Source organism: Flavobacterium caeni (genome assembly GCF_900101895.1).
GTDB lineage: Bacteria > Bacteroidota > Bacteroidia > Flavobacteriales > Flavobacteriaceae > Flavobacterium > Flavobacterium caeni.
Genome location: NZ_FMVF01000002.1, coordinates 133387 through 156422, shown reverse-complemented (window position 1 = coordinate 156422; position 23036 = coordinate 133387). Strand labels below are relative to the sequence as shown.

Sequence of the window (23036 nt, the reverse complement as noted above, 5' to 3'; positions counted from 1 at the left end):
AAAATTGAATTATGTTATTGTTTTTGTTCTTATGTCCAAGCCCTTGCCTTTCATCTAGGCCACCCTGGTGGCGTTGCCTTTTAGTGCGCCTGCGAACTTGAACTTTTTTTGTCTTGAAAGTAATGATTTATGGTATATGCAAAGAGAAAAATCAACAACGGTCGAACCGGAAACATGTAGCGTTGTTCTGAATGAAAAATGAAAACGTAGAGCAAACTCCATCCCCAAAGAAAAAGTGATGGGAAAAATAATCTATACTTTCTGTTCTTCGCCAAAAGATACATGCCGATCAGCGCAAAAAGAATCAAGACATAATTGATAAGATTGATATACCCGTGTACGCCATACTTGATCAAATTGCTCTTGTTTGATTTCATCAAGGGAGAAATGATGAAGCTCTGCGATTGGAAAAATTTCAAGAAATACTGGCGCAGCGTGAGGCCCGGGTTTTGGATGATGTCGTCCTTGACCCAATTCAAATAATATTGGGTTTTGTCGAAGTTGTTTTGGTCGCAAATGGAGTCCAGTTCGGCCCTTTTCTTGAGGTTGTTCAAGTAGTCGGACGAGGCAAATTGGTCTTGTCCGTGCTGCGGTAGCCAATTAAACGGTTCGTCCCGCAATTCGAATCGGGACCACAGGATTTGATTTCTAAAAACGATGCTCTTGAAGTTTTCATCGACCCGACTCACCTTGCCTTCAAAGAAACCCAACAAAAACAAGGGAATCACAACAAGCGCAATAACAGCAATTTTACGATTCCAATCAAACTTTAAAACCAGGAAATACAGCAAAAAGACAATCAGAAAAGGAAGCAGGTTGGGCCGCGTTCCCACCAGCATCAACAGCGCAAAGGACAGCGCGACAAAATGCCGCCGCGAACCCGACTTTTCATTGATCCTCACCCACGAATAGACAAAAAGCGTGATGGCAAAAAAAGCGGCAGTTTCGGCCAAAATTCCCATCGCATAATATACATGGATTGGAAACAGGCATAAAATGATCAGCGCACAGGCCTTCACTTTATTCGAAAAACCCAACAAGTCAAGTGTTTTGAACAAATAAAAAATGCCGGCACAAACTACGATCGAATTGAACGCAATCCCAAACAAATAAAATACCGCGTCGCTGTGAAAGGCATAAGCCAAACTGTACGGCGTAAGATAGTAAAACAGCGTAAACATGCCTTTGTCTACGCGAATGTTTCCTTGAAATCCGTTCAGGATGTATTCGACCAGTTGGATGGTTCCTTCGTGGTACTCGCCGTCACCAAAAGGCTTGGGTTTGAACGGCAGCAAGAAATGGAATACGATACAAATCAACGCCGTAATGGCCACCGGGTACTTTGCGACAAAGTCGATTATTCTCTTCATTTGATGAATTTATCTTTGATGATGTAAAGCGGCCGTTTCCGGGTTTCATCGTACGTCCTCCAAACGTATTCCCCAATAATGCCCAGCATGAGCATTATCAATCCGCCAATGATCAAGATAGTGATCATGATGGGTGCCCAGCCAGTAAATGGTGTGTTGTGTATGAATCTGTTGTAAGCGATAACAAGGGCATACAGAAACCCGAAAACGGAAAAACAGATCCCCAGCAAAGACATCAATCTGATGGGAATGTAGGAGGTGTTCAACAAGCCATCGATAAAGTATTTTAGTTTTTTAGACAATGTCCATTGCGATCTTCCGATGGTTCTTTTTAGCCTGGTGTAGGGAATAAAGGCCGTGTTGAATCCGAGCCACAAAATATCGCCTTGAAAAAAACGGTTTCTCTCGTCGATTTGATTCAAAACATCGAGCGCCTTCCTATCGATAAGCATGAAATCGAAACCGCCTTTGGGCATTTTAGGATTCACGTACTTCATCAATTTATAAAAAATGACAGATGCCGTATTGGCCACAAAACCATCTTCCCTGTCAATGCGGTGCCCGATTACAATTTCGTTGCCCTCCTTCCACTTGGCGATCATGTCGGCGATGAGTTCTACAGGCTCCTGCAAATCGGCCGACATGATGGTCACCGCATCGGCATTTGCTTCCTTGAGACCCGCGACTACAGCGGCAACTTGGCCAAAATTTCTGGAAAACGAAATTATCTTTACCGCCGAATCCCGGTCTTGCAACGCGATCAACTCTTGAAGTGAATTGTCGTCCGATCCATCGTTTACAAAAACGAATTCATATTGCAGTTGCAATTGGTGTATGAGTGATAACAGTTTTTCATAGGTCGGATGTATCGAACCTTCATTCCTAAAAACCGGTATCACAAAAGATAGTTTCATTGTTACTCTAAATTATCGATCAAGATTCTACTTTTTTGGGCGGGCGTCCACAGCGATCTGCCGACCCAATTGCCCCGAGTTCAAAAGCCTCTATTCCAAAATAAAACTTCCCATCGGAGAGAAGTCGCCATTTATAGTCAAATTGTGCAAAACGATTATACCCGTCCTTTGAGCGAATTGAACACCCAAGCATTGGCCAAAAAACCAACACCCACGGCGCCAAAGCCCCAGCCCGCTACGTCGTCGTAACGGAACGCACCCAAACCAATGAGCACCAATCCCATGATCACCATGATCAGGGTGGCCCAGCCGAGCACGGTATTTTTATTCATCATTCCCATATGGTGGTATTTGTAAATTCAAGGGAGACAAATATCGGTAAAAAATCGACGCCACAAAAAAAATCCCGCACTAGGGAGTACGGGACTTTTCAAATATATAAGTCTGTTTTGTTTAGAGGTTGGCGTAGCTGAACGTCGCGAAGTTTTGTTCGTTGTCGTCGCTGTCGATCACATAACCCTCGGCGTCGAAGGTGTTGTTCATGATCATCGGCCCATTGTGCGCACCCGCAAAATGCTTGAACGGACGGAATCCGCCGAAAGCGCAAGAGTACAAAGCTTGCTTTTTACATGCGATGGCCAGCTGCACGGTCACGCGGTTGGCGTTGAAAAGCGGGCCTTTTTGCATGTCGTCGTAATAGTAGATCTTGCCGTCGATGAAGTTGCCTTGGTTACCGAACGATTGCACTTCTTTCAAATCGGCATCGCCGTTGAGGAAATACGTGACCTTGGCCAATGATTCGGCCGTGTCGCGCACTTCGTAGGCTTTTTGAACCGGATCATAGGTGATCACCTTGGCCACACCGTTGACGGTTACCCCGGCGATCATGTTCCCTGAATAGGTAAAATCGACGTCGAACGCCTGGTCTTCCATTTCACCCGAAACGTTGCTGATACGGCCGTTTTCGTAAGACAACAAATAATAGCCGTTATCAGAAATGGCGCTGTCGAGCGTATGATCGGGATTGTAAGTAAGCGCAAAAGTCTGGTTGGTGAAGTTGACCTCTTGGGCCAATTTGGCGGTTTCGACCCGTTTGACGTTGTCGGCAGGCGCCGGTCTGTCTGGATCGGTCGAACAAGACACGAAAAAAGGCAAGATTGCCAAAGCGGTTAAGGTAATATTTTTCATTTGGGGTGAATTTTAATTACACGACAAAGTAAAAGCGGTTTGCGGCAACCAACCTACAAAAGTCGTTCAACGGCCAGAAAACTCTTTGAACGGCATTTTTTGACGAACGTAAGCGTCATTTTTTGTCAAATTCTGTAGGCCGATGCGCAACCACTTGCCTATGTCTGAAAACATTATACATTTGTGACGGACGCGCCGTTTGTAGACGTATCGGATTTGTCAAACGGGCTGTACTATGTAGAGCTACGATCGGGCGACCGCAAACAGACCGCCAAATTCATCAAGAAATAAAGCCCAGGGGAATCGAAAGGTTTCCCTTTTTTATTGGAATATTTTGACGAGCATCTCCTTGAGCAGGTCGCCGTCGGGAATGTTGTTGGCGCCCACACCTTTGCTCTTGAGGTCGATGTCACGCAGCGCGGCCACAATTTGGCTGACTTTTTTCATCGGATAATTCTTGAGCGCCACGTCGTAGTCTTTCAAAAAATAAGGATTCACCTTGAGCACGGCCGCGACATTTTTGGGGTTTTTGTCCTTGAGCCCGTGGTACTGCAGCACGCCCACAAAAAAACTGAACACAAGCCCGTTGGTCATCACCAGCGGATTGTCTTTGGGGTTGTCGGCAAAATACTGCGCGATTTGGTAAGACTTGAGTTGGTTGCGTTCGGCAAGTGCGCGTCGCAATTCGAACACATTGTAGTCTTTGCTGAAACCGATGTTCTCCTCGATGTGCTTGGCCGTGATGGTCGTGCCTTTGGGCAAGATGATTTGCAATTTCTCGAGTTCGTTGTTGATCTTGCTCAAATCGGTGCCCAGGAATTCGACAAGCATGGCGTTGGCCTTGGGTTCGATACCATAGCCCTTGCCCTGCAACACACGCGAGATCCATTGTCCGACCTGGTTGTCGTACAATTTCTTGCTTTCGTACACCAGTCCGTTTTTTTCGAATTGCTTGGTGACTTTTTTGCGTTTGTCGAGTGTTTTGTATTTGTAGCACAACACGAGCACGGTGGTTGGCGTCGGATTTTCGGCATACGATTCGAACTTTTCTATCGTACGCGACAAATCCTGCGCTTCCTTGACGATTACCACCTGGCGCTCGGCCATCATGGGGTAGCGTTTGCAGGTCGAAACTACATCTTCTACCGACACGTCGCGCCCGTACAAAACGGTTTGGTTGAATCCTTTTTCGTCTTCGGACAGTACATTTTCTTCGATGTAATCGGATAGCTTGTCGATGTAATACGGCTCCTCGCCCATCAAAAAGTAAATGGGTTTGATGCGTTCGGCCTTGATGTCGTTGACTATTTTGAGGATGTCGTCCATGGAATTGCTTGCGGTTTTCAAAAGTAGTTCTTAATGGGCAAAACGGCAAGTGTTTTTGAATGAAGATGACGTGTTCGACTGGGTAGTCAAATGATGAATGTCGATTGACGAAAGTCGAATAACGAATGAAGCCCGTCCCAACAACAAAGGGCCAGTAAAAACCGGCCCCTTGCTCACTAACCAAGTAACCAATCAATCATGAAAATCATGCATGCATGAAAATGTAACGATTGTACGTGATTAAGTATGGAATAAAATTACGCCGACAGGCGGTGTTTTTTATTACACAATTCCGTCGATTATTTCTAAAAATCCTACTTTTTACCGCGGCGTAAAATCTTGCAAGAAATCTTCAGAATCCTGTAAGGTTTACGCCGCACAATAACCCGACCTTTACCGTAACAAATCGAAACATCATGAACATCAAAAGAATCTTTGGCACGACGCTCACCGTACTCGGCATCATCGGGCTGATTTATACGGCCTATGTGTTTTCTAATACGGGCGGCGCCACACGCGATATCAAATCGATTGTTATCTTTGGCGTACTTGGCTTCACCTTTTTTCTTTCGGGCATCAACTTGGTCGAAAATACCAAGGATGAGGCCTAACACCAATCCATTATGACAAAACACCTCTTGTTGTGGGCCGTATTGTTTTTGCTTGGATGTAAGAAAAACGATGCGCAACTGTCGACCGACCGCGAAGACCGTATTGCGCTCGACAGCACCCATGTCGAAACTTTTCTGGCGGGCCATCCCGAGTTCAAAAACTACAAAAGCGATTTTACCGAACTGTACCGCAAACACGGCTACCATTATATCTGGTACGACCAAAACGGACGCATCGATTTTGCCGAAGCGCTCTACAACCGCGTCAACCAGATCGGTGCCGATGGCGTGCTGACCAAGATCCCGTACAAGGCCGAAATCGAAGCCGTATTCGCCGAGGACGGCAAAGCCAAACCGCAAGACGAATTGCTCCTGAGCGCCATGTACTTTTTTTATGCGCAAAAGGTGGTCGCGGGTGTCGATGCCCAAAAGAGCAAATCGACGGGTTGGTTCCTGCCGCGCGACAAAATCGACTACGTATCCTACCTGGACACGTTGCTGCTCGAACCCGCCAAGATCGAGGAAGACGACACCGAAAACATCGCGCAGTACTACCATCTTCGCAAAGCACTGCAACGCTACCGCGACATTCGCGACCAAGGCGGATGGGGCGCAATCGCTTTTCCCGATTCGAAGAAAGTACTGCAACCCGGCGACAACGACCCGGCCGTGGCCCAAGCACGCAAACGATTGGCCGCCACGGGCGAAATCGCTACCGACAACGGCAGCACCACCTACGATGCCGAACTCGAGACCGCCATCGCGGCGTATCGGAAACGCAACAACATTTTGGGTGCACACCTCACGCCCATGCTCGCCAATCATTTGAATGTACCCGTCGAGAAACGCATCAAGACGCTTGTCGTGAACATGGAACGTTGCCGTTGGTTGTCGCCCGATATCGCCCAATCGAAAGAACTGATTGCCGTGAACATTCCCGCGTTCCAATTGCATTATTTCAAGAATGGCAAACCTGTCTTGCAATCGAATGTCGTCGTGGGTAAAGAAGCCAACAAAACGGTCATCTTTAGCGGGCAAATCAGCTATCTGGTGTTCAGCCCTTATTGGAACATCCCGAACAGCATCCTAAAAAAAGAAATCAAACCTGCCATGGCCAAAGACCCGAATTATCTGGCCAAACACCACATGGAATGGCACGGCAACAATTTGCGACAAAAACCCGGCGACCACAATTCGCTGGGGCTGGTCAAGTTCATGTTCCCGAATTCGAACAACATCTATCTGCACGATTCGCCTGCGAAAAATGTTTTTGGGATGGACGATCGCGCCCGAAGCCACGGATGCGTGCGCGTCGAGAAAGCGCGTGAACTCGCGATCAAAATCCTCGAAGACGACCGCAATTGGAATCCGCAAAAAATCGACAAGGCCATGCACAGCGGCCGAGAACGACAGTACACGCTCGACAGAAAGATACCCGTTTACCTCGCCTACTTTACCGCATGGGCCAACCAAGACGGCGTGGCGGCGTTTTTTGACGACGTCTACGAACGTGACGACCGTCTGGCGCAATTGCTCTACAAATAATCTTTTTTATACGGCCGCGCAATGAAACTTGGGCAAAGTTCGCCGTAAAATTGAAAAAACGACACCTTGCGGTTCCTGCGGTTTTTTGTTTCTTTGCACCATGCAGCGACTCAATTTTAACGCCTATCCGCTTCGGTTCAAACAAACGGGCGAAAAGATTTCGGTTTTCGATGAAATCCGCAAGAAGTTCATCGTCCTGACACCCGAAGAATGGGTGCGCCAACACGTCGTGCATTTTTTGCTGACCGAGAAAAAAACACCCAAGTCGCTGCTCAATGTAGAAAAACTATTGCTCGTCAACGGACTGGCCAAACGGTACGATGTGGTGGTGTACAACCCCGACGGATCGATCCAAATATTGGTGGAATGTAAGGCGCCGCACGTCAAGATTTCGCAATCGGTTTTCGACCAGATCGCGCGGTACAACCTGTCGATGCAGTCGCAGTTCCTGATGGTCACCAACGGGCTCGACCACTACTTTTGCCGCATGGACTACGAAAACCAGCAATACGTCTTTCTGCCCGCACTACCCGATTACGAACCTACAACCGTTCGCTCGTGAAAATCGCCGTTGTCATCCTCAATTGGAACGGCGCGGGTTTGTTGCGCCGATTCTTGCCGTCGGTGGTGGCCCATTCGCCGCAGGCCGCTATCTATGTGGCCGACAATGCGTCGACCGACGATTCGATTGCGGTATTGGAAGCCGAATTCCCGTCGGTACGCATCATCAAAAACGACAAAAACTACGGGTTCGCAGGCGGCTACAACGAGGCGCTCAAGAAAGTCGACGCCCAGGTGTTTGCGCTCGTCAACTCAGACATCGAGGTCACCGAAAACTGGCTCGCTCCGATTGTTTCGGCCTTTGAAAACGACTCTGCATTGGCCATCGTGCAACCCAAAATACTGGACTACAAAAACAAGGACTACTTTGAATATGCGGGCGCGGCAGGCGGCTTTATCGACAAGTATGGCTATCCGTTTTGCCGTGGGCGTTTGTTCGATACGCTCGAGAAAGACCACGCACAGTACAACGACGACGTAGCTATTTTTTGGGCGTCGGGCGCATGCATGTTCATCCGAAGCGACGTGTACCGCAAACTGGGCGGCTTTGACGGCGACTTTTTTGCGCACCAGGAAGAAATCGATTTGTGCTGGCGCGCGTTCAACTTAAACCACAAAGCGCGTTACATCGCACAATCTGTGGTGTACCACGTTGGCGGCGCGACGTTGCAGCAAGGCAGCCCGCGCAAAACATTTTTGAACTTTCGCAACTCGCTGTTGATGCTGCTCAAGAATTTGCCGTTTTCCAGACTGCTGCCTATAATTTTTGCGCGTTTGTGTCTGGACGGCGTGGCGGGCATCCAGTTTGCGTGGCAAGGAAAAATCACGCATACGATGGCGATCGTCAACGCACATTTTTCGTTTTACGGCGCGCTTTCGAAAACCTACCGCAAACGCGGCGACCGCCAAGTGGGCGAATATTATAAGGTAAACGGCATTGTGTATAACTATTTCGTCAAAAAACGCCGTAAGTTTACCGAGTTGTTTTAACAATAGTTTATGCCATCGGGCATTTTGTCAAGACAGATAAATGTTAAATTTGTACAACCGAAAAAATTCAATTATGAGAAAAGTAATCTTAGCCTTATCGGTTGTTGCGGCACTTGCGACAACATCGTGTGGAACCAAAAAGAAGCTGGCCGCGTGCGAAGCCAAGAACAAGGAAATCCAGGATTTGCTTAACACGGCAACCGTCAAACTCAATACTTGTTTGTCCGAAAAAGAAGCGCTCAACAGCCAAATCGATTACCTCAAAAAGAACAACAACGATTTGATCAACAACATGGGCAACATGACCACGCTCACCACGCAGGGCGCGCAAAACATCGAAAAAGCCCTCGAATCGATGAAGGAAAAAGACCTGAAGATCAGCCGCCTGCAAGACGCCCTGACCAAGAAAGACAGTGTCACGCTTGCGCTCGTCACGAGCCTCAAGAAAGAAGTCGGCATCTCAGACCCCGATATCCAGGTCAACGTAGAAAAAGGCGTCGTGTTCATCTCGATTGCCGATAAATTGCTCTTCAAAAGCGGCAGCTACCTCGTGAGCGACCGCGCCAAAGAAGTGCTCGGCAAAGTGGCCAAGGTGGTCAACAGCAAACCTACATTTGAATGTATGGTCGAAGGCCACACCGACAACGTCCCTTACAAATCAAACGGCATCTTGCTCGACAACTGGGATTTGTCTGTAAAACGCGCGACTTCGATTGTTCGCGTGCTCACCGAACTGGGCGTACAGCCTAAGCAACTGATTGCGGCCGGCCGTGGCGAGTTCATCCCGTTGGTAGACAACCTTACCTCGGACAACCGCCAAACCAACCGTCGTACGCGTATTGTGGTGATGCCAAAAATCGACGAGTTTTATGAAATGATCGAAAAGGAAATGAAAACCCTTTCGCAGAAATAATTATTTGTCGAAGGTCTAAAGTCGAAAGTCGAAGGACAAGAAGGCACTGAAAAAAAAGAAATCCTGGTTTGCGCCGGGATTTTTTGTTTAACAGGTTGATGTTTTAGTCGATGATCGAAGGATCGCCTTTGCCTTCCCTGACCAAAACCGGTTCGCTTCCCGACAAGTCGATGATGGTCGATGCCTCGTTGTCGCCATAACCGCCGTCGATGACCACGTCTACGAGGTTTTGCCATTTCTCGAAAATCAGTTCGGGATCGGTGGAATATTCCAGTACCTCATCGTCGTCGTGGATGGACGTCGAAACGATCGGGTTGCCCAATTTCTCGACCAACGCACGCGCGATGTTGTTGTCGGGCACACGGATCCCCACCGTTGTTTTCTTCTTGAACTCCTTGGGCAGGTTGTTGTTGCCCGGCAAAATAAACGTGTAAGGCCCGGGCAGCGAACGCTTGAGCAGCTTGAACGTGGCCGTGTCGATTTGCTTGACGTAGTCGGACAGGTTGCTCAAATCGTAGCACACAAACGAAAAATTCGCCTTCTCTAACTTGACCCCCTTGAGCTTGGCGATTTTCTCAAGCGCGCGCGAGTTGGTGATGTCGCAACCCAAACCATAAACGGTATCGGTCGGGTAAATCACGAGCCCACCGTCGCGCAACACCTTGACGACTTTGTCGATCGCGGCTTCGTTGGGTTTGTCGTTGTATATTTTGATGAATTGGGCCATACTTGAAATTATAAATGTTGAACTATAAGTGTTAAATGAAGTTACTCAAAATTAACTGGGAACATTTGTATAATTCAGATTTTTTTTTGGGAGCATATTCCTGTTTTCCGCTGCAATCGGAGCTAGGATTGGTCAATTAATTGAAATAATCAATAATCAATAATCAATAATCAATAATCAATAATCAATAATCAATAATCAATAATCAATAATCAATAATCAATAATCAATAATCAATAATCAATCACCCTATCACATCCAACTTTGCGAACCGCAACAACAACTTCTTGATCCCGCCCACCTCAAACCTGATCTCGGCTTTCTTATCGGCACCTGCGCCCTCGAGGTTGATGATCTCGCCCTTACCGAAACGTTCGTGCATGACCACGCTGCCCACGGTGAGTTTGTCGTCGAACAAATTGGAATTGCCGCCGGACGATCCGTTCGATGCGACGGGCTTGAGCTTTCGGATGTTGGCCGTTGGTTTGGGTTCGTTGTCGGTAAGCCACTTGGGCGGTGTACCCGCGGTGGGTTTGACCGTGCGCAGTTTCGATTTGTCGACATCGCCAAAAATATCGGCATCGATCATCGGCTTGTAGCGGTAATTCGATTCCTCGGCGGTCAAGTATTCCAAAAACTGCCCGTCGATCTCGTTGATGAACCGCGACGGATCGCTGTCGGTGAGCTTGCCCCAGCGGTAACGCGATTGCGCATAGGTCAGGTAAGCCTGGTGCTCGGCACGTGTCAAGGCAACATAAAACAAACGGCGTTCTTCTTCGAGTTCGCTGCGCGTGTTCATGCTCATCGCGCTCGGGAACAGGTCTTCCTCCATCCCGACGACAAAAACGTACGGAAATTCGAGCCCTTTGGCCAGGTGGATCGTCATGAGTGCCACGCGGTCGTCGTCGCCGGTGTCTTTGTCGAGATCGGTCGCCAGGGCCACGTCTTCGAGGAATTCGGCCAATGCACCGCGCGCGCCGTCGACTTCTTTTTGGCCTTCGGTAAAATCCTTGATACCGTTCAGGAGTTCTTCGATGTTCTCGATGCGCTGGATGCCCTCGGGCGTAGCGTCTTTCTTGAGTTCCTGCACCAATCCGGTTTTTTTGGCCACGTGATCGGTGATGTAAAACGCGTCGTGCTGTTTCTCGATGATCTGGAAACTCTTGATCATGTTGACAAAATCGGTCAGTTTGTTCCGGGTGCCCGCATTGAGCTTGAGGTCGATCTTGTCGATGTTTTCCATGACCTCGAACATCGAGCGTTTGTAATGGTTGGCCGCGATGGTGATTTTTTCTACGGTTGTATCGCCGATACCGCGCGCGGGATAATTGATCACGCGAACAAGCGCTTCTTCATCCTTGGGATTGATGACCAGCCGCAGGTAGCAAAGCACATCTTTGATTTCCTTGCGCTGGTAGAACGACAGGCCGCCGTAAATGCGGTACGGGATGTCGCGTTTGCGCAGCGCATCCTCCATGGCGCGCGACTGCGCATTGGTGCGGTACAAGATCGCGAACTGGCCGTTGTTCATTTGCCTGTTCATCTTTTGCTCCCAAATCTCGCCAGCCACAAAACGGCCTTCCTCGGCATCGGTGATGCTGCGGTGCACCTTGATCTTCGGGCCGTCGTCGTTGGCCGTCCAAACCACTTTGTCGAGCTTGGTCTTGTTCTTGTCGATGATGGTGTTGGCCGCCTCGACAATGTTGCGCGTCGAACGGTAATTTTGCTCCAGACGATAGGTCTTGACGCCGTCGTAGTCCTTTTGGAAATTGAGGATGTTGTTGATGTTGGCCCCGCGAAACGCGTAGATACTCTGCGCGTCGTCGCCCACCACGCAAATGTTCTGGAAGCGATCCGACAATGCGCGCACGATAAGGTACTGCGAATGGTTCGTGTCCTGGTACTCGTCCACCAAAATATAGCGGAAACGGTTCTGGTATTTGGACAACACATCGGGAAAACGCGCGAGCAATTCATTGGTCTTGAGCAACAAATCGTCGAAATCCATCGCACCGGCCTTGAAGCACCGGTCTACATAGTGTTGGTAAATTTCGCCCAGCCGCGGTTTTTTGGACATCGCATCGGCTTCGACCAATTCGGGGTTGTTGAAATAGGCCTTGACCGTGATCAAACTGTTTTTGTAGGATGAGATCCTGCCGTACACCTGCTTGGGTTTGTAGACGTCCTTGTCGAGCTGCATTTCCTTGATGATGGCCGAGATGAGCCGAACCGAATCCTGCGTATCGTAAATTGTAAAATTCGACGGATAGCCCAGCTTGTCGGCCTCGGCGCGCAATATCCGCGCGAACACCGAGTGGAACGTACCCATCCATAAATGCTTGGCTTCGGCCGATCCGACGATGCCTGCGATACGGTTCTTCATCTCGCGCGCGGCCTTGTTGGTAAAGGTCAGCGCGAGGATGTTGAACGCATCGACACCCTGGCTCATCAAATAAGCGATACGGATCGTGAGTACGCGGGTCTTGCCCGAACCCGCGCCCGCGATGATGATCATGGGGCCGTCTTTGTGGAGTACGGGTTCGCGTTGGGCCTCATTGAGCTGGTCAATGTATTTTTGCATGGTCAAATCAAAAGGCCAAAAATAAGGATTTTGAAGGGAATTCGACTACGGATTTTGTGTTAATCCCGAACTATTTACGAACAAAAATGCCGCTTTTCAAGTGCATAAATTTAGTTCGGTTTTAACAAAAAGTACAGATTTTCTGTAGCCAAGTTTCACCGGAATTTGTTAGGGGTAAACCTCACGCCCCCTCCCCTCACGGAGAAAAAATACAAAATTTTTCAATACCTGACCTGTAGAAAATCTGCAACTGAAAAAATGCGCCACTGTGGCAAAAAACAGTTTCGGATTTAACAAAATACACAGATTTTCTGTAGCCCAGTTTCACCGGAATTTGTTAGGGGTAAACCTCACGCCCCCTCCCCTCACGGAGAAAAAATACAAAAAATTTCAATGCCTAACCTGCAGAAAATCTGTAGTTGATGAAACACGCTGCCGTGACAAAAAATAGTTTCAGATTTAACAAAATACACAGATTTTCTGTAGCCCAGTTTCATCCGGATTTGTTAGGGGTAAACCTCACGCCCCCTTCCCTCACGGAGAAAAAATACAAAAAATTTCAATACCCAACCTGCAAAAAATCTGTACATTTTATTGCCAAATTTGTTTATCAAAAACAAGCCAACCGCTCACACAATCGACCGTACCAATCCACCCTCCACCCGAATCGCCGCACCATTGGTCGCCGACGCCAACGGACTCACATAGTACGCCACCGTATTGGCAATTTCCTCCACCGACGCAAACCGCTGGATCAACGACCCCGGACGCATCTTACTAAAGAAATCGGCCTCAACCTCTGCCACAGATTTGCTATCGGCCGCAGCCAAATCCTCCAAAAATTGCCCCACGCCACGCGACTTGGTCGGGCCGGGCAAAATTGAATTGACCGTGACATTCGTTCCTTTGGTCAGTTGGGCGAGTCCGCTCGAAACGGCCAGTTGCGCACTTTTGGTCATTCCGTAATGGATCATTTCATCCGGAATCATGATCCCCGATTCGCTCGAGATGAAAATGATGCGGCCCCAATTCCTGGCCACCATTTTCGGAAAGAAATGCCGCGACAAACGCACGCCGCTCATGACGTTGATGTCAAAAAACCGGAACCAGTCCTCATCGGGGATTTCGGCGAATGGTTTGGGCTCGAAAATGCCGGTATTGTTCACCAGAATGTCGATGTCTGGCAATTGCGCGATCAGTTTGCTGATGTCTTCGACGCTCGAAAAATCGGCGACGATGCCTGAAACATTTGGGTTTCCCGTTTCAGATTGGAGTTGTTTTACGGCCTGGTCGACACTTTGTTGCGTACGGCCGTTGATGATCACGGTGGCGCCTTCTGCGGCCAATCGTTTGGCGGTGGCGAGCCCGATTCCGGCGGTAGAGCCAGAGATGAAGGCGGTTTTATTGTTGAGTTGTAAATCCATGATTTATTATTTATTGTTATTATTTATTTTTTATTGGTCAATAATTGAAGGATTTCTTCGCCGACGCTTTTGGCCGATTGCGGGTTTTGCCCGGTGACCACGCGCTGGTCGGCCACCACGTGGTTTTGCCACAATCCCGACTTTTCGAATTTCGCACCGCGTTCGATCATTTTCGATTCGAGCAGGAACGGAACCACTTTCGTGAGCCCGACGGCTTCCTCCTCTTCATTGGTAAAGGTGTTGATTTTCTTGCCGTCGACGAGGTATTTGCCGTTCGATAATTTGATGTTGACCAATCCCGCCGGGCCGTGGCAAACCGCGCCGACGATGCCATTGGCCTCATAGATTTTCGCAGCGATTTGCGCCAATTCTACATTGTCGGCAAAATCCCACATCGCACCGTGTCCGCCTGCGTAATAAATGACGGCATAATCGTTTGGATTGACCTCGGATGGTTTCATCGTGTGCTCGACTTTGTGGCGGTATTGGGCGTCGTTCCAGAATTTGCGGTTGGTCGCATCGTCAAGGTTGAAACCGTCGACGGGTGCCTTGCCACCTCTCGGGCTCACAAAGTCGATTTCGTAACCCGCGTCGTGCAAAACTTCCCACGGATGCGACACTTCGCCCAGATAATAACCCGTCGGTTCGCCCGTGCTTCCTTTTTGGTCGTGGCTCGTGACCACGAATAACACTTTCTTCATTTTGGTTGATTTTTGAATTGGCGCCTGCGCTTGACTATTGAAAATGGTGGCGGCGATGACCATCAATGTAACGATTCTCTTCATCGGATTTGTTGCTGATTGTTGGATACAAAGTTCCGATGAAACGCACCGCTACACCAATGATGTAAGTCAAGAATTTGGTGTGATGTAGGTCACACTTTTAGGAAAGTCGGCTCAAGGTTTCGCGCGAAACGCCCAAGTAGGCAGCGATTAACGTTTTGGGAACGCGTTGGAACAGCATCGGATACTGGGCGAGCAATTGTTCGTAGCGCTCCTTGGCGTTGTTGTTCAACAGCGACAGTACGCGGCGTTGCATCGCGATGTACCCGCCGTTGGATTTGCGTCGGAAGAAATGTTCGATCTTGTGCAATTCCGAGCACAATTTGTCGCGGTTCTGCAACGACAAACACAACACCTCGACATCTTCGATGCAGTCGATGGCGAGCGTCGCATTCGTTTGGTTAAAATACGCCTGGTAATCGCAAATCCACCAATCTTCCATAGCGAATTGCAGGATGTGCTCCTTGCCCTCGGCGTCGGTGTGGTAGAGTTTGAGCAATCCGCTGAGGACGAAGAAATCGTTGCGGACGGGATCGTCCACTTGCAGCAAGAATTGGTGCTTCTTGTATTTCCTCGGCGTAAAATGCGACAGGATGTAGTCGAATTCGGCGTCGGAAAGCGGCGTGATTTGTTCGATGTGTTGGCGAAGTTTGTGGCCCATGGCACAAAGTTATACGAATTGTCCGAGTGACATACAACAAACTTCGTGATTAAGACTCTTAAAGTACAATTGTTCTTTTCCCAAAATCTCCCCATTTCTTCGAAGTATGCCGATATAGGCTAAAATATGCTCCTATAATTTCTATACTATTTCCACAGGTGTGACATAATGATATTTTATGTGAAAATGTCACAACTTTTTGTGTGACATAATAGCATTTATTGTCAAAATGTCACAGCTTTTTGTGTGACAAAAAAATATTTTATACCAAAATATCACTGAGCCATACAAACTTTTTGAAATTGAAATCACACAAAAGGCTTTGAAAATCAACCGCCAACACCCAGATAATTCGTGCAACCGCAGTTTCAAGACATCGCGGGGTTTCGGCAGTTGGAAGTTATGGTATCTTCGGCAGACAGCACCCGGCCCACTTTGATCGGCAATGCGTGAAGTGGCCTAACGTTAACGATTACTTTCCGATGAAAACATCATAACCGAATCGGATTAAAGTACCGACGACGACCAACAAAAAGAACACGCGGATGAATTTGTTCCCGCGGCTGATGGCCAATTTTGCGCCGATGAAACCGCCAAGCGCATTGCAAAACGCCATCGGGATCGCCACCGCCCACAGGATTTTTCCCTTGAGCGCAAACAGGCAAATCGACCCGAAATTGGTCGCCAGGTTGACCATCTTCGCATTGGCCGACGCGTGCAAAAAATCGAATCCGAGCAACGCAATGAACCCGACAACCAAAAAACTACCCGTGCCCGGCCCGATAAATCCGTCGTAGAAGCCGACGACCATACTGAGCATGACGGCGTATAAAAGTTGCTGGAAATTTGAATGTGATTTGTCGGTGTGTTGACCGAAATTCTTCTTGGCGAACGTGTAAATGGCGAGCAAGGACAGCACGACAAGCAAAATCGGTTTCATGAAATCGTTGGGCATGTGCGTGAGCGCAATCGATCCGACGTAGGCCGACGGCACCGCGAGCACCATCATCGTCACGAGCAATTTCCAATCGAGCTTCACGTTCTTCAAGTACTGCCTGGCCGCAAACGATGTCCCGCTAAAAGCCGGAATCTTGAGTGTCCCGATAATGTTGGCCACGGGCACATTGGGCAGCACGACCAGCGCGACCGGCGTTTGGATGAGTCCGCCGCCACCCACGATCGCATCGACCAAACCAGCGAAGAACGAGGCGATGCACAACAGCACGATGACATAGGTTTCCAAGCGAAAAGTTTTGCCAAAGATAGCCAATTAAATTCGCGTTAAATTGGTTTTTTGTAGCCGTAATATTTTACTTTTGCTAGCGTTACCAACTAAAAACAAACCATGACCGACAAAATCCTTGAACTGTTGTTTTATTGCATTCCCGCCGCAATCACGGGCGCTGTGGCGTATTATTTTTTCCAGATGCATTTTGCCAACGAGCGCAACACGCGCAAATTCGTGTTGATGCGCGAAAACCAGAAAGCCGCATTGCCGTTGCGTTTGCAGGCCTACGAGCGCATGGCTTTGCTCATGGAACGCATCGATCCGGCCAAGGCGCTGATCCGCATCCAGCCGATTTCTGAAGACAAGGCCGATTACGCGAATTTTGTGGTTGCACAAATCGAACAGGAATACGAACACAACCTCACGCAACAAATTTACCTTTCAGACGAATGTTGGGGCATCATCACGACGGCCAAGAACGCCACCATCCAGCTGTTGCGCAAAACGGCCAACGACGCTTCGGTCAAGGACGCGAACCATTTGCGCGAAACCATTTTGGGCGAGATGTTCGACAAGGCCACGCCGAGCAGTACGGCATTGGCGTTTATTAAGAATGAGGTGAAGGAGTTTTTATAAACAAAAAACCCTCCCGGTATCAGGGAAGGTTTTTCTCACAGCAATTTATTCCCAATTTTATTAATTAAACCCAATTTAATTACAACTATGGGGCGCTACGGATGCCGTAGTTAATAGAATAACAATCGCCGCGCGAAAAACCCTACTTCTAAAACAGTTTTATTTGTTTTCGCTCATCAGTTCGCTTTTGTTTTGCGCATATTCGTAGCCTTCGTGCCACCATTGTTTCATTTTTTCCTTGTTGAAGATCAAGGCGTTGGTGGTTAATGACGTGGGGGTGTAGTACAAATTGAGCTTGACGTTTTTGTTCTTGGCCGCAAGCTTGCCTATGGTGATGTCGTGCTTTTCGACCTGGTCGAGCAACGTACCGAACAAATCCACCATCAGCGAAAATGGGTTCTTGCCGATGACCTTTGGCGTACGGTTGGTTTCCATCTCGAGCACCACGACGTCTATTTCGGTCGCGCCGCGCTGGATGGCCTCGCGTATAGGCACGAGGTTCGAGAATCCGCCGTCGCCGTACAGACTGCCGTTGCGTTCCACCAAACTCATAAACGGTACATAGTTGCACGAAATCCAGATCCAGTCGCAAAATTCCTCGTATTCGAAATCGCGTATGCATTTGTACTCGACCTCGTTGCGCGAAATGTTGGTCACCGTCACGACAATGTTGCATTGCGACGATTTGAGCGCGGCAAACTCCTCTTTCGTAAAACTTTCCCTGATGTAACGCCGCAGCTGCTTGCTCTCGCCAAAGGTTCGTTTCTTCTTGAAAAACTGACGCAACACGTTCATGTGGTTGATGGTCACGATCTCGACACCGTTGCGTACCTTGACCACAAACGGGTTGACGTTAAAGATCTTGTGTTCATCTACGCTGGTGTAGATGTCGTAAATCTTGTTGACCTTGCCCAGCGCAAGGTGCGGGATGAGCAAACTGCCCGTAGACGTACCCAACAGCAAATCGTATTGGTATTGGTGCTGTTCGATCAAATATTGCGCGACACCGCCCGCAAAGGCGCCCTTACTGCCGCCGCCAGAAATCACGAGTGCTCTCATAGTTATTCTTCAAGCAACCGTTGGAGTTGCGTTTTTTCGCGGATCGGAAGCTTTGCGCGGATCTTGATAAACACGTCGCGGTGCTTTTTCTCCTTGAGCAAGATACGGATATTGTCTTTACAAAATTTGACGAACTGCCAACGGTGGTTGCCCAGACCATACGCCAAACTACGTAACACGTCCTCGGTCTTGAGGTCAAGGCTGATGAGTTTCTCGAGCGCATTTTGTTGCATACCCGAATCGTAATTGGTACCCGTGTAGGCGAGCAACTCACGGTACATCGAGAATTTCTCGGCTTTGTCCTCGGTGGTCGCATAGGCCAACGAAAGGTGCAGCAACCGCAGGTTCTTGTCCTGGAACCCGACCCAATTTTTGGACAATTCCAAGTAGCGTTTGCGCTCGTCGGGAAAAATGCGCCACAGGTTGAACAGCGCTATCTCCTGGGTTTCGTATGATTTGTCGTTTAGTAACGTTTCGTATTCTGCCCGAAAACCCTCTGGAATGGTCTCGACCGTAGATGCCACCGCTTGCCGAACGCGCCAGTCACCGGTTTTGAGCGCGGCCGAGAGCATCGGTTGCTTGACCTCAAACGGCTGTTCGAGCAGCTGGTACAACAGCAATTCCTTGATGGGGTAATGCACACGGCCGCGGATCAGCTTGAGCATCTCGTCGCGGTCTTTTTCGGGCGACAGCTTGTGGTCGCGCAACTGCACATATTGTTTGGCGAGCGCGCTTTCATCGACGAGCATCGCCTCGGCTTCGGCCAGCGGGAAACCCGGTGCTTCCAGCCAGGTTTTCTTGAACGCGTCGGTATCGAATTTGGCCACGGCGGTCACTTCGGCCAGGAAATCGTCGGTGGTCACATTCTTAAAAGCATACTTCTCGAGGTAATTCTTGACCGCCTTGTTGAACTTCTCGCGCCCTATTCTATGCCGGATGGCATGCAACGCCCAAGCCCCTTTTTGGTAAAAAGTAAGCGAACTGGCCTTGGGGTTCCACAACGGCACCGAATCGGTTTTGGCCGCGGCCTTGAGTTGTTGCGCGGTCTTGAGCAGTTGCCAGTAAAAATCATCGTCGCCGAGCACCTTGCGTTCGGCCAGCAACGCATAATAAGTCGCAAAACCTTCCTGCAGCCAATGGTCCTTGCCCGATGTGGCGGTCACCAAATCGCCAAACCACTGGTGCGCGAGTTCATGCGCGTTCACGTTCAGGTAATTGCGGTCGTTGTAAGCGATGCTGTCGACCACCAGATCGCGCGAAAAAATCGTGGCCGAGGTGTTTTCCATGCCCGCATACAAAAAATCGCGCACCGGTACTTGTCGGTACACTTCCCACGGATACGGATACCCGATCTCTTCTTCGAGAAAATCGAAAACTTCTTTGCTGTAACGGTACGTGGGTTCGTAGCGGCGCTTGTCCTCGTCTTCATAATAAAAATACAACGGAATCCCCGATGTCGAATGGGTCATCTTTTTTTCGTAATGCCCTATGGCGATGGCTACCAGGTAACTGCTCATCGGGTCCTTCATACGGTACTGCCACACAAAATTATCGCCCGACGGATTGCGCGAAACGAGCTGCCCGTTGGCCACGACCTCAAAGCTCTTCTGGAACGTGATGTCGAGGTTGAACACGGCTTTTTCGTTCACGTCGTCAAAACTCGGCAACCAATGGCTGGTGTATTTGCCTTGGCCCTGCGTCCAGATTTGGCCTGAGAGTTCTTCGGGATTGAGCACATCGGCGGTGAAATCCCAGTTGACGAAATACATGGTTTGGGTCGGGAAAGCTTCGTAGTGGAACGTTAGCGTGTTCTCGCCTTTTTTGAAACCGTCGTACAACAACAGCTGTTTTTGGTTGTTCTTGAATTTGACGTCGCGCCCGTTGATCCTGACCTGCGTGAATTCCATTTTTTGCGCGTCGATGCGGATGGTATCGATTTTTTTGTCGATGACGTCAAAGGTGTAACTCCCGGTCCCGGCCACGTTGCGTTTGACGGGATTGATTTCGATGGCGGCAAAGATGGTCTTGAAGTCTACACGTGGTTTTTGGGCCAAAAGCGCGGTCGGAAGCAACAAAAAAAGCAAGGCGAATCTCATGTGGTATGTTTAGGTATTGGTAAAGTTAGTGGATTTGGGGCGAATTGCGAAACACGTTTAAGGGAAGTTTGGGAAGATTGGGGGTGGGGATTTGTGGATTTTCTGTAGTGGGGTTGGGTTGGGATTGGGTAAATTTGTGCTGGGTGGGCGTAGCTATTGCCGATCAAATTGTTTGCGATAGATTTTCTGTTTCTTGATTTTTCAAATAACCTTTATCTTCGCAAATGTCGATTAACGAGAAGACCAACAAATTTTGAACAACCTGCTCGACACACCCATCGAATACCTCAAAAACGTCGGCCCGAACCGCGGGGCGTTGTTGCGCAAGGAACTCGGGATCCATACCTATGGCGACCTGGTCAATCTTTACCCCAACCGCTACATCGACCGTACGCGGTATTACAAGGTCAACGAATTGCGCGACAACCCCGCCGAGGTGCAACTCATCGGCAAAATCATCCACCTCAAGACCGTCGAGGCCAAACGCGGCAAACGGCTTGTGGCCACGTTCACCGACGAGACCGGCACCATGGAACTCGTTTGGTTCCAGGGTCACAAATGGGTCCGCGAAAGCCTGCAATTGGGTGTGCCCGTCGTGGTGTTCGGCAAGGCGTCGTCGTTCAATGGCATGTTCAACATGCCGCATCCCGAAATCGAATTGCTCAAGGACCACGAACAAAACCTGCGGTCGGCGCTACAACCCGTCTACCCGTCTACCGAAACACTCACCAGCAAAGGCATCTCCAATCGCGTGGTCAACAAAATGATGCAGCAATTGTTTCTCGAAACGCAGGCGATGTTTGCCGAAACATTCCCCGCATGGCTGATGGACGAACTCAAGCTCATCCCCAAAAACGCCGCGCTGTTTAACATCCATTTCCCAAAAAGTGCCGATTTGCTGGCCAAGGCGCAATTCAGGCTCAAATTCGAGGAACTGTTTTTTATCCAGTTGCAGCTCATCACCAAAAACCTCATCCGGAAACACAAAATCAAAGGGCATCCGTTTACGAAAGTAGGCGACCATTTCAACAACTTCTTCAACCACCGTCTGCCGTTTGCGCTCACCGATGCGCAAAAACGCGTGGTCAAGGAAATCCGCAACGACATGGGCAGCCCCGCACAAATGAACCGTCTGTTGCAGGGCGATGTGGGTTCGGGCAAGACCATCGTCGCGCTCATGAGCATGCTGATCGCGCTCGACAACGGTTTCCAAAGCTGCCTGATGGCGCCCACCGAAATCCTCGCCAACCAGCATTTCAATGGGCTTTCTGAATTGGCCGAAGGACTGGGCATCAACATCAAGATTTTGACCGGGTCTACCAAGACCGCCGAGCGTAAAATCATCCACGAAGAACTCGAAAACGGCACGCTGCACATTTTGATCGGGACGCATGCGCTGCTCGAAGACAAGGTGCAATTCCACAACCTCGGACTCGCGGTGATTGATGAGCAACACCGATTCGGTGTCGAACAACGGTCTAAACTCTGGAAAAAGAACGACATCCCGCCGCACGTTTTGGTCATGACGGCCACGCCCATCCCGCGTACGCTTGCGATGAGTTTGTACGGCGATTTGGATATTTCGGTGATCGACGAGCTGCCGCCAGGGCGCAAACCCATCCAAACCGTACACCGTTTCGACAACAACCGACTAAAGGTCTGGAAGTTCCTCAAGGACGAAATCGCCAAAGGCCGACAGGTCTATATTGTGTACCCGCTCATCGAAGAATCGTCCAAGATGGATTTCAAGGATTTGATGGACGGCTACGAAAGCATTTCACGCGATTTTCCGCTGCCGCAGTATTCGGTATCGATCGTACACGGCAAGATGAAACCCGCCGAAAAAGAAGCCGAGATGCAGCGTTTCGCCCAAGGAAAGACCAACATCATGGTGGCCACCACCGTCATCGAAGTGGGCGTCAATGTCCCCAACGCATCGGTGATGATCATTGAATCGGCGGAACGTTTCGGGCTTTCACAATTGCACCAGCTGCGCGGACGCGTGGGTCGTGGCGCCGAACAAAGCTATTGCATTTTGATGACGGGCCACAAACTATCATCAGACACCAAAACGCGGCTCGAAACCATGGTACGCACCAACGACGGTTTCGAAATCGCCGAAGTCGACCTTAAGTTGCGCGGGCCCGGCGATTTGATGGGCACGCAACAAAGCGGTGTGTTGAACCTTCAAATTGCCGACATCGTACGGGACAAAGATATTTTGCAGCTCGCCAGACAGTATGCGCTTAAAATTCTCAAGGACGATGCGCCCATGCAAAAACCCGAGCACGCCGTACTGCGGTCGACGTTTATCGCGTTGTCGAAAAAGAAAAACTTGTGGAACTACATCAGTTAAAATAGTTGTCTATACAAGTGTTAAATAAATTTTAACTCCCCAACCATTTCGCGCCAGAACAATTAGCT

Annotated in this window: 21 protein-coding genes; 8 read left to right on the top strand and 13 right to left on the bottom strand. The window is 49.2% G+C overall.

Annotated elements, in window-relative coordinates:
• Positions 1–80: 80 nt before the first annotated feature.
• The 4 genes from BLP55_RS00690 to BLP55_RS00675 all read right to left on the bottom strand — a co-directional run bounded on the left by BLP55_RS00690 (position 81) and on the right by BLP55_RS00675 (position 3472).
• The gene (locus tag BLP55_RS00690; protein WP_091140128.1) at positions 81–1370 is read right to left on the bottom strand and encodes a hypothetical protein; all 1290 of its coding nucleotides are present in this window, start codon (positions 1368–1370) and stop codon (positions 81–83) included.
• Positions 1367–2284, bottom strand: coding sequence for a glycosyltransferase family 2 protein (locus BLP55_RS00685; RefSeq protein ID WP_091140126.1), 918 nt, complete (start codon positions 2282–2284; stop codon positions 1367–1369). The genes BLP55_RS00690 and BLP55_RS00685 overlap by 4 nt, the downstream gene beginning before the upstream one ends.
• Positions 2285–2439: 155 nt before the next feature.
• Positions 2440–2616, bottom strand: a complete 177-nt coding sequence (locus tag BLP55_RS00680) for a CAL67264 family membrane protein (RefSeq protein ID WP_244503397.1) — start codon at positions 2614–2616, stop codon at positions 2440–2442.
• 121 nt (positions 2617–2737) lie between these two features.
• On the bottom strand, positions 2738–3472 hold the full coding sequence (locus BLP55_RS00675; protein ID WP_091140121.1) for a hypothetical protein: 735 nt from the start codon (positions 3470–3472) through the stop codon (positions 2738–2740).
• A 183-nt stretch (positions 3473–3655) separates the two neighbouring features.
• Between BLP55_RS00675 and BLP55_RS00670 the strand changes: the two genes are divergently transcribed.
• Positions 3656–3763, top strand: coding sequence for a T9SS type A sorting domain-containing protein (locus tag BLP55_RS00670; RefSeq protein ID WP_091140118.1), 108 nt, complete (start codon positions 3656–3658; stop codon positions 3761–3763).
• Positions 3764–3793: 30 nt separating this feature from the next.
• Here the strand turns inward: BLP55_RS00670 and holA are convergent, their stop codons facing one another.
• On the bottom strand, positions 3794–4798 hold the full coding sequence (gene holA / locus BLP55_RS00665; protein ID WP_091140702.1) for a DNA polymerase III subunit delta: 1005 nt from the start codon (positions 4796–4798) through the stop codon (positions 3794–3796).
• 416 nt (positions 4799–5214) lie between these two features.
• On the opposite strand from holA, the gene BLP55_RS00660 reads away from it, so the two are divergent.
• The 5 genes from BLP55_RS00660 to BLP55_RS00640 all read left to right on the top strand — a co-directional run bounded on the left by BLP55_RS00660 (position 5215) and on the right by BLP55_RS00640 (position 9418).
• On the top strand, positions 5215–5409 hold the full coding sequence (locus BLP55_RS00660; protein WP_091140115.1) for a hypothetical protein: 195 nt from the start codon (positions 5215–5217) through the stop codon (positions 5407–5409).
• 12 nt (positions 5410–5421) lie between these two features.
• Positions 5422–6954, top strand: coding sequence for a L,D-transpeptidase family protein (locus BLP55_RS00655; protein ID WP_091140112.1), 1533 nt, complete (start codon positions 5422–5424; stop codon positions 6952–6954).
• Positions 6955–7054: 100 nt separating this feature from the next.
• Positions 7055–7516 (top strand): type I restriction enzyme HsdR N-terminal domain-containing protein, encoded by a 462-nt coding sequence (locus tag BLP55_RS00650; RefSeq protein WP_091140109.1) that lies wholly within the window; start codon positions 7055–7057, stop codon positions 7514–7516.
• Positions 7513–8505 carry a glycosyltransferase family 2 protein gene (locus BLP55_RS00645; protein WP_091140107.1) on the top strand — a complete coding sequence of 331 codons (993 nt, stop codon included), beginning with the start codon at positions 7513–7515 and terminating at the stop codon, positions 8503–8505. Before BLP55_RS00650 ends, BLP55_RS00645 begins: the two co-directional genes overlap by 4 nt.
• A 73-nt stretch (positions 8506–8578) precedes the next feature.
• Positions 8579–9418, top strand: coding sequence for an OmpA/MotB family protein (locus BLP55_RS00640; protein ID WP_091140104.1), 840 nt, complete (start codon positions 8579–8581; stop codon positions 9416–9418).
• 103 nt (positions 9419–9521) lie between these two features.
• On the opposite strand, the gene BLP55_RS00635 is transcribed toward BLP55_RS00640, so the two are convergent.
• The 6 genes from BLP55_RS00635 to BLP55_RS00610 all read right to left on the bottom strand — a co-directional run bounded on the left by BLP55_RS00635 (position 9522) and on the right by BLP55_RS00610 (position 16836).
• Positions 9522–10145, bottom strand: a complete 624-nt coding sequence (locus BLP55_RS00635) for an L-threonylcarbamoyladenylate synthase (protein ID WP_091140101.1) — start codon at positions 10143–10145, stop codon at positions 9522–9524.
• A 244-nt stretch (positions 10146–10389) separates the two neighbouring features.
• Positions 10390–12726, bottom strand: coding sequence for an ATP-dependent helicase (locus BLP55_RS00630; RefSeq protein ID WP_091140099.1), 2337 nt, complete (start codon positions 12724–12726; stop codon positions 10390–10392).
• A gap of 629 nt (positions 12727–13355) precedes the next feature.
• Positions 13356–14150 carry an SDR family NAD(P)-dependent oxidoreductase gene (locus tag BLP55_RS00625; protein ID WP_091140096.1) on the bottom strand — a complete coding sequence of 265 codons (795 nt, stop codon included), beginning with the start codon at positions 14148–14150 and terminating at the stop codon, positions 13356–13358.
• Positions 14151–14173: 23 nt separating this feature from the next.
• A complete protein-coding gene (locus BLP55_RS00620) occupies positions 14174–14851 on the bottom strand; it encodes a type 1 glutamine amidotransferase domain-containing protein (RefSeq protein ID WP_091140701.1) in 678 nt (225 codons plus the stop codon).
• A 181-nt stretch (positions 14852–15032) separates the two neighbouring features.
• Complete coding sequence (locus BLP55_RS00615; RefSeq protein WP_091140093.1) at positions 15033–15593, bottom strand: Crp/Fnr family transcriptional regulator; 561 nt, start codon at positions 15591–15593, stop codon at positions 15033–15035.
• 472 nt (positions 15594–16065) lie between these two features.
• Positions 16066–16836 (bottom strand): sulfite exporter TauE/SafE family protein, encoded by a 771-nt coding sequence (locus BLP55_RS00610; RefSeq protein ID WP_091140091.1) that lies wholly within the window; start codon positions 16834–16836, stop codon positions 16066–16068.
• 102 nt (positions 16837–16938) lie between these two features.
• Between BLP55_RS00610 and BLP55_RS00605 the strand changes: the two genes are divergently transcribed.
• Positions 16939–17457 carry a DUF7935 family protein gene (locus BLP55_RS00605; RefSeq protein ID WP_091140088.1) on the top strand — a complete coding sequence of 173 codons (519 nt, stop codon included), beginning with the start codon at positions 16939–16941 and terminating at the stop codon, positions 17455–17457.
• A gap of 159 nt (positions 17458–17616) precedes the next feature.
• Here BLP55_RS00605 and BLP55_RS00600 read toward each other — a convergent pair whose 3' ends face one another.
• Together BLP55_RS00600 and BLP55_RS00595 are read right to left on the bottom strand one after the other, a co-directional pair.
• Positions 17617–18516 (bottom strand): patatin-like phospholipase family protein, encoded by a 900-nt coding sequence (locus BLP55_RS00600; protein ID WP_091140086.1) that lies wholly within the window; start codon positions 18514–18516, stop codon positions 17617–17619.
• A gap of 2 nt (positions 18517–18518) precedes the next feature.
• Positions 18519–20612, bottom strand: a complete 2094-nt coding sequence (locus BLP55_RS00595) for a M1 family metallopeptidase (protein ID WP_091140084.1) — start codon at positions 20610–20612, stop codon at positions 18519–18521.
• Between the two features lie 250 nt (positions 20613–20862).
• Between BLP55_RS00595 and recG the strand changes: the two genes are divergently transcribed.
• Positions 20863–22968, top strand: a complete 2106-nt coding sequence (gene recG, locus BLP55_RS00590; RefSeq protein WP_170826769.1) for an ATP-dependent DNA helicase RecG — start codon at positions 20863–20865, stop codon at positions 22966–22968.
• The last annotated feature ends 68 nt before the right edge of the window (positions 22969–23036 follow it).

Coding starts and splice junctions, on each gene's coding strand:
- BLP55_RS00690 (WP_091140128.1), bottom strand. CDS start 1,370: ATGAAGAGAATAATCGACTTTGTCGCAAAGTACCCGGTGGCCATTACG.
- BLP55_RS00685 (WP_091140126.1), bottom strand. CDS start 2,284: ATGAAACTATCTTTTGTGATACCGGTTTTTAGGAATGAAGGTTCGATA.
- BLP55_RS00680 (WP_244503397.1), bottom strand. CDS start 2,616: ATGAATAAAAATACCGTGCTCGGCTGGGCCACCCTGATCATGGTGATC.
- BLP55_RS00675 (WP_091140121.1), bottom strand. CDS start 3,472: ATGAAAAATATTACCTTAACCGCTTTGGCAATCTTGCCTTTTTTCGTG.
- holA (WP_091140702.1), bottom strand. CDS start 4,798: ATGGACGACATCCTCAAAATAGTCAACGACATCAAGGCCGAACGCATC.
- BLP55_RS00660 (WP_091140115.1), top strand. CDS start 5,215: ATGAACATCAAAAGAATCTTTGGCACGACGCTCACCGTACTCGGCATC.
- BLP55_RS00655 (WP_091140112.1), top strand. CDS start 5,422: ATGACAAAACACCTCTTGTTGTGGGCCGTATTGTTTTTGCTTGGATGT.
- BLP55_RS00650 (WP_091140109.1), top strand. CDS start 7,055: ATGCAGCGACTCAATTTTAACGCCTATCCGCTTCGGTTCAAACAAACG.
- BLP55_RS00640 (WP_091140104.1), top strand. CDS start 8,579: ATGAGAAAAGTAATCTTAGCCTTATCGGTTGTTGCGGCACTTGCGACA.
- BLP55_RS00635 (WP_091140101.1), bottom strand. CDS start 10,145: ATGGCCCAATTCATCAAAATATACAACGACAAACCCAACGAAGCCGCG.
- BLP55_RS00630 (WP_091140099.1), bottom strand. CDS start 12,726: ATGCAAAAATACATTGACCAGCTCAATGAGGCCCAACGCGAACCCGTA.
- BLP55_RS00625 (WP_091140096.1), bottom strand. CDS start 14,150: ATGGATTTACAACTCAACAATAAAACCGCCTTCATCTCTGGCTCTACC.
- BLP55_RS00620 (WP_091140701.1), bottom strand. CDS start 14,851: ATGAAGAAAGTGTTATTCGTGGTCACGAGCCACGACCAAAAAGGAAGC.
- BLP55_RS00615 (WP_091140093.1), bottom strand. CDS start 15,593: ATGGGCCACAAACTTCGCCAACACATCGAACAAATCACGCCGCTTTCC.
- BLP55_RS00605 (WP_091140088.1), top strand. CDS start 16,939: ATGACCGACAAAATCCTTGAACTGTTGTTTTATTGCATTCCCGCCGCA.
- BLP55_RS00600 (WP_091140086.1), bottom strand. CDS start 18,516: ATGAGAGCACTCGTGATTTCTGGCGGCGGCAGTAAGGGCGCCTTTGCG.
- BLP55_RS00595 (WP_091140084.1), bottom strand. CDS start 20,612: ATGAGATTCGCCTTGCTTTTTTTGTTGCTTCCGACCGCGCTTTTGGCC.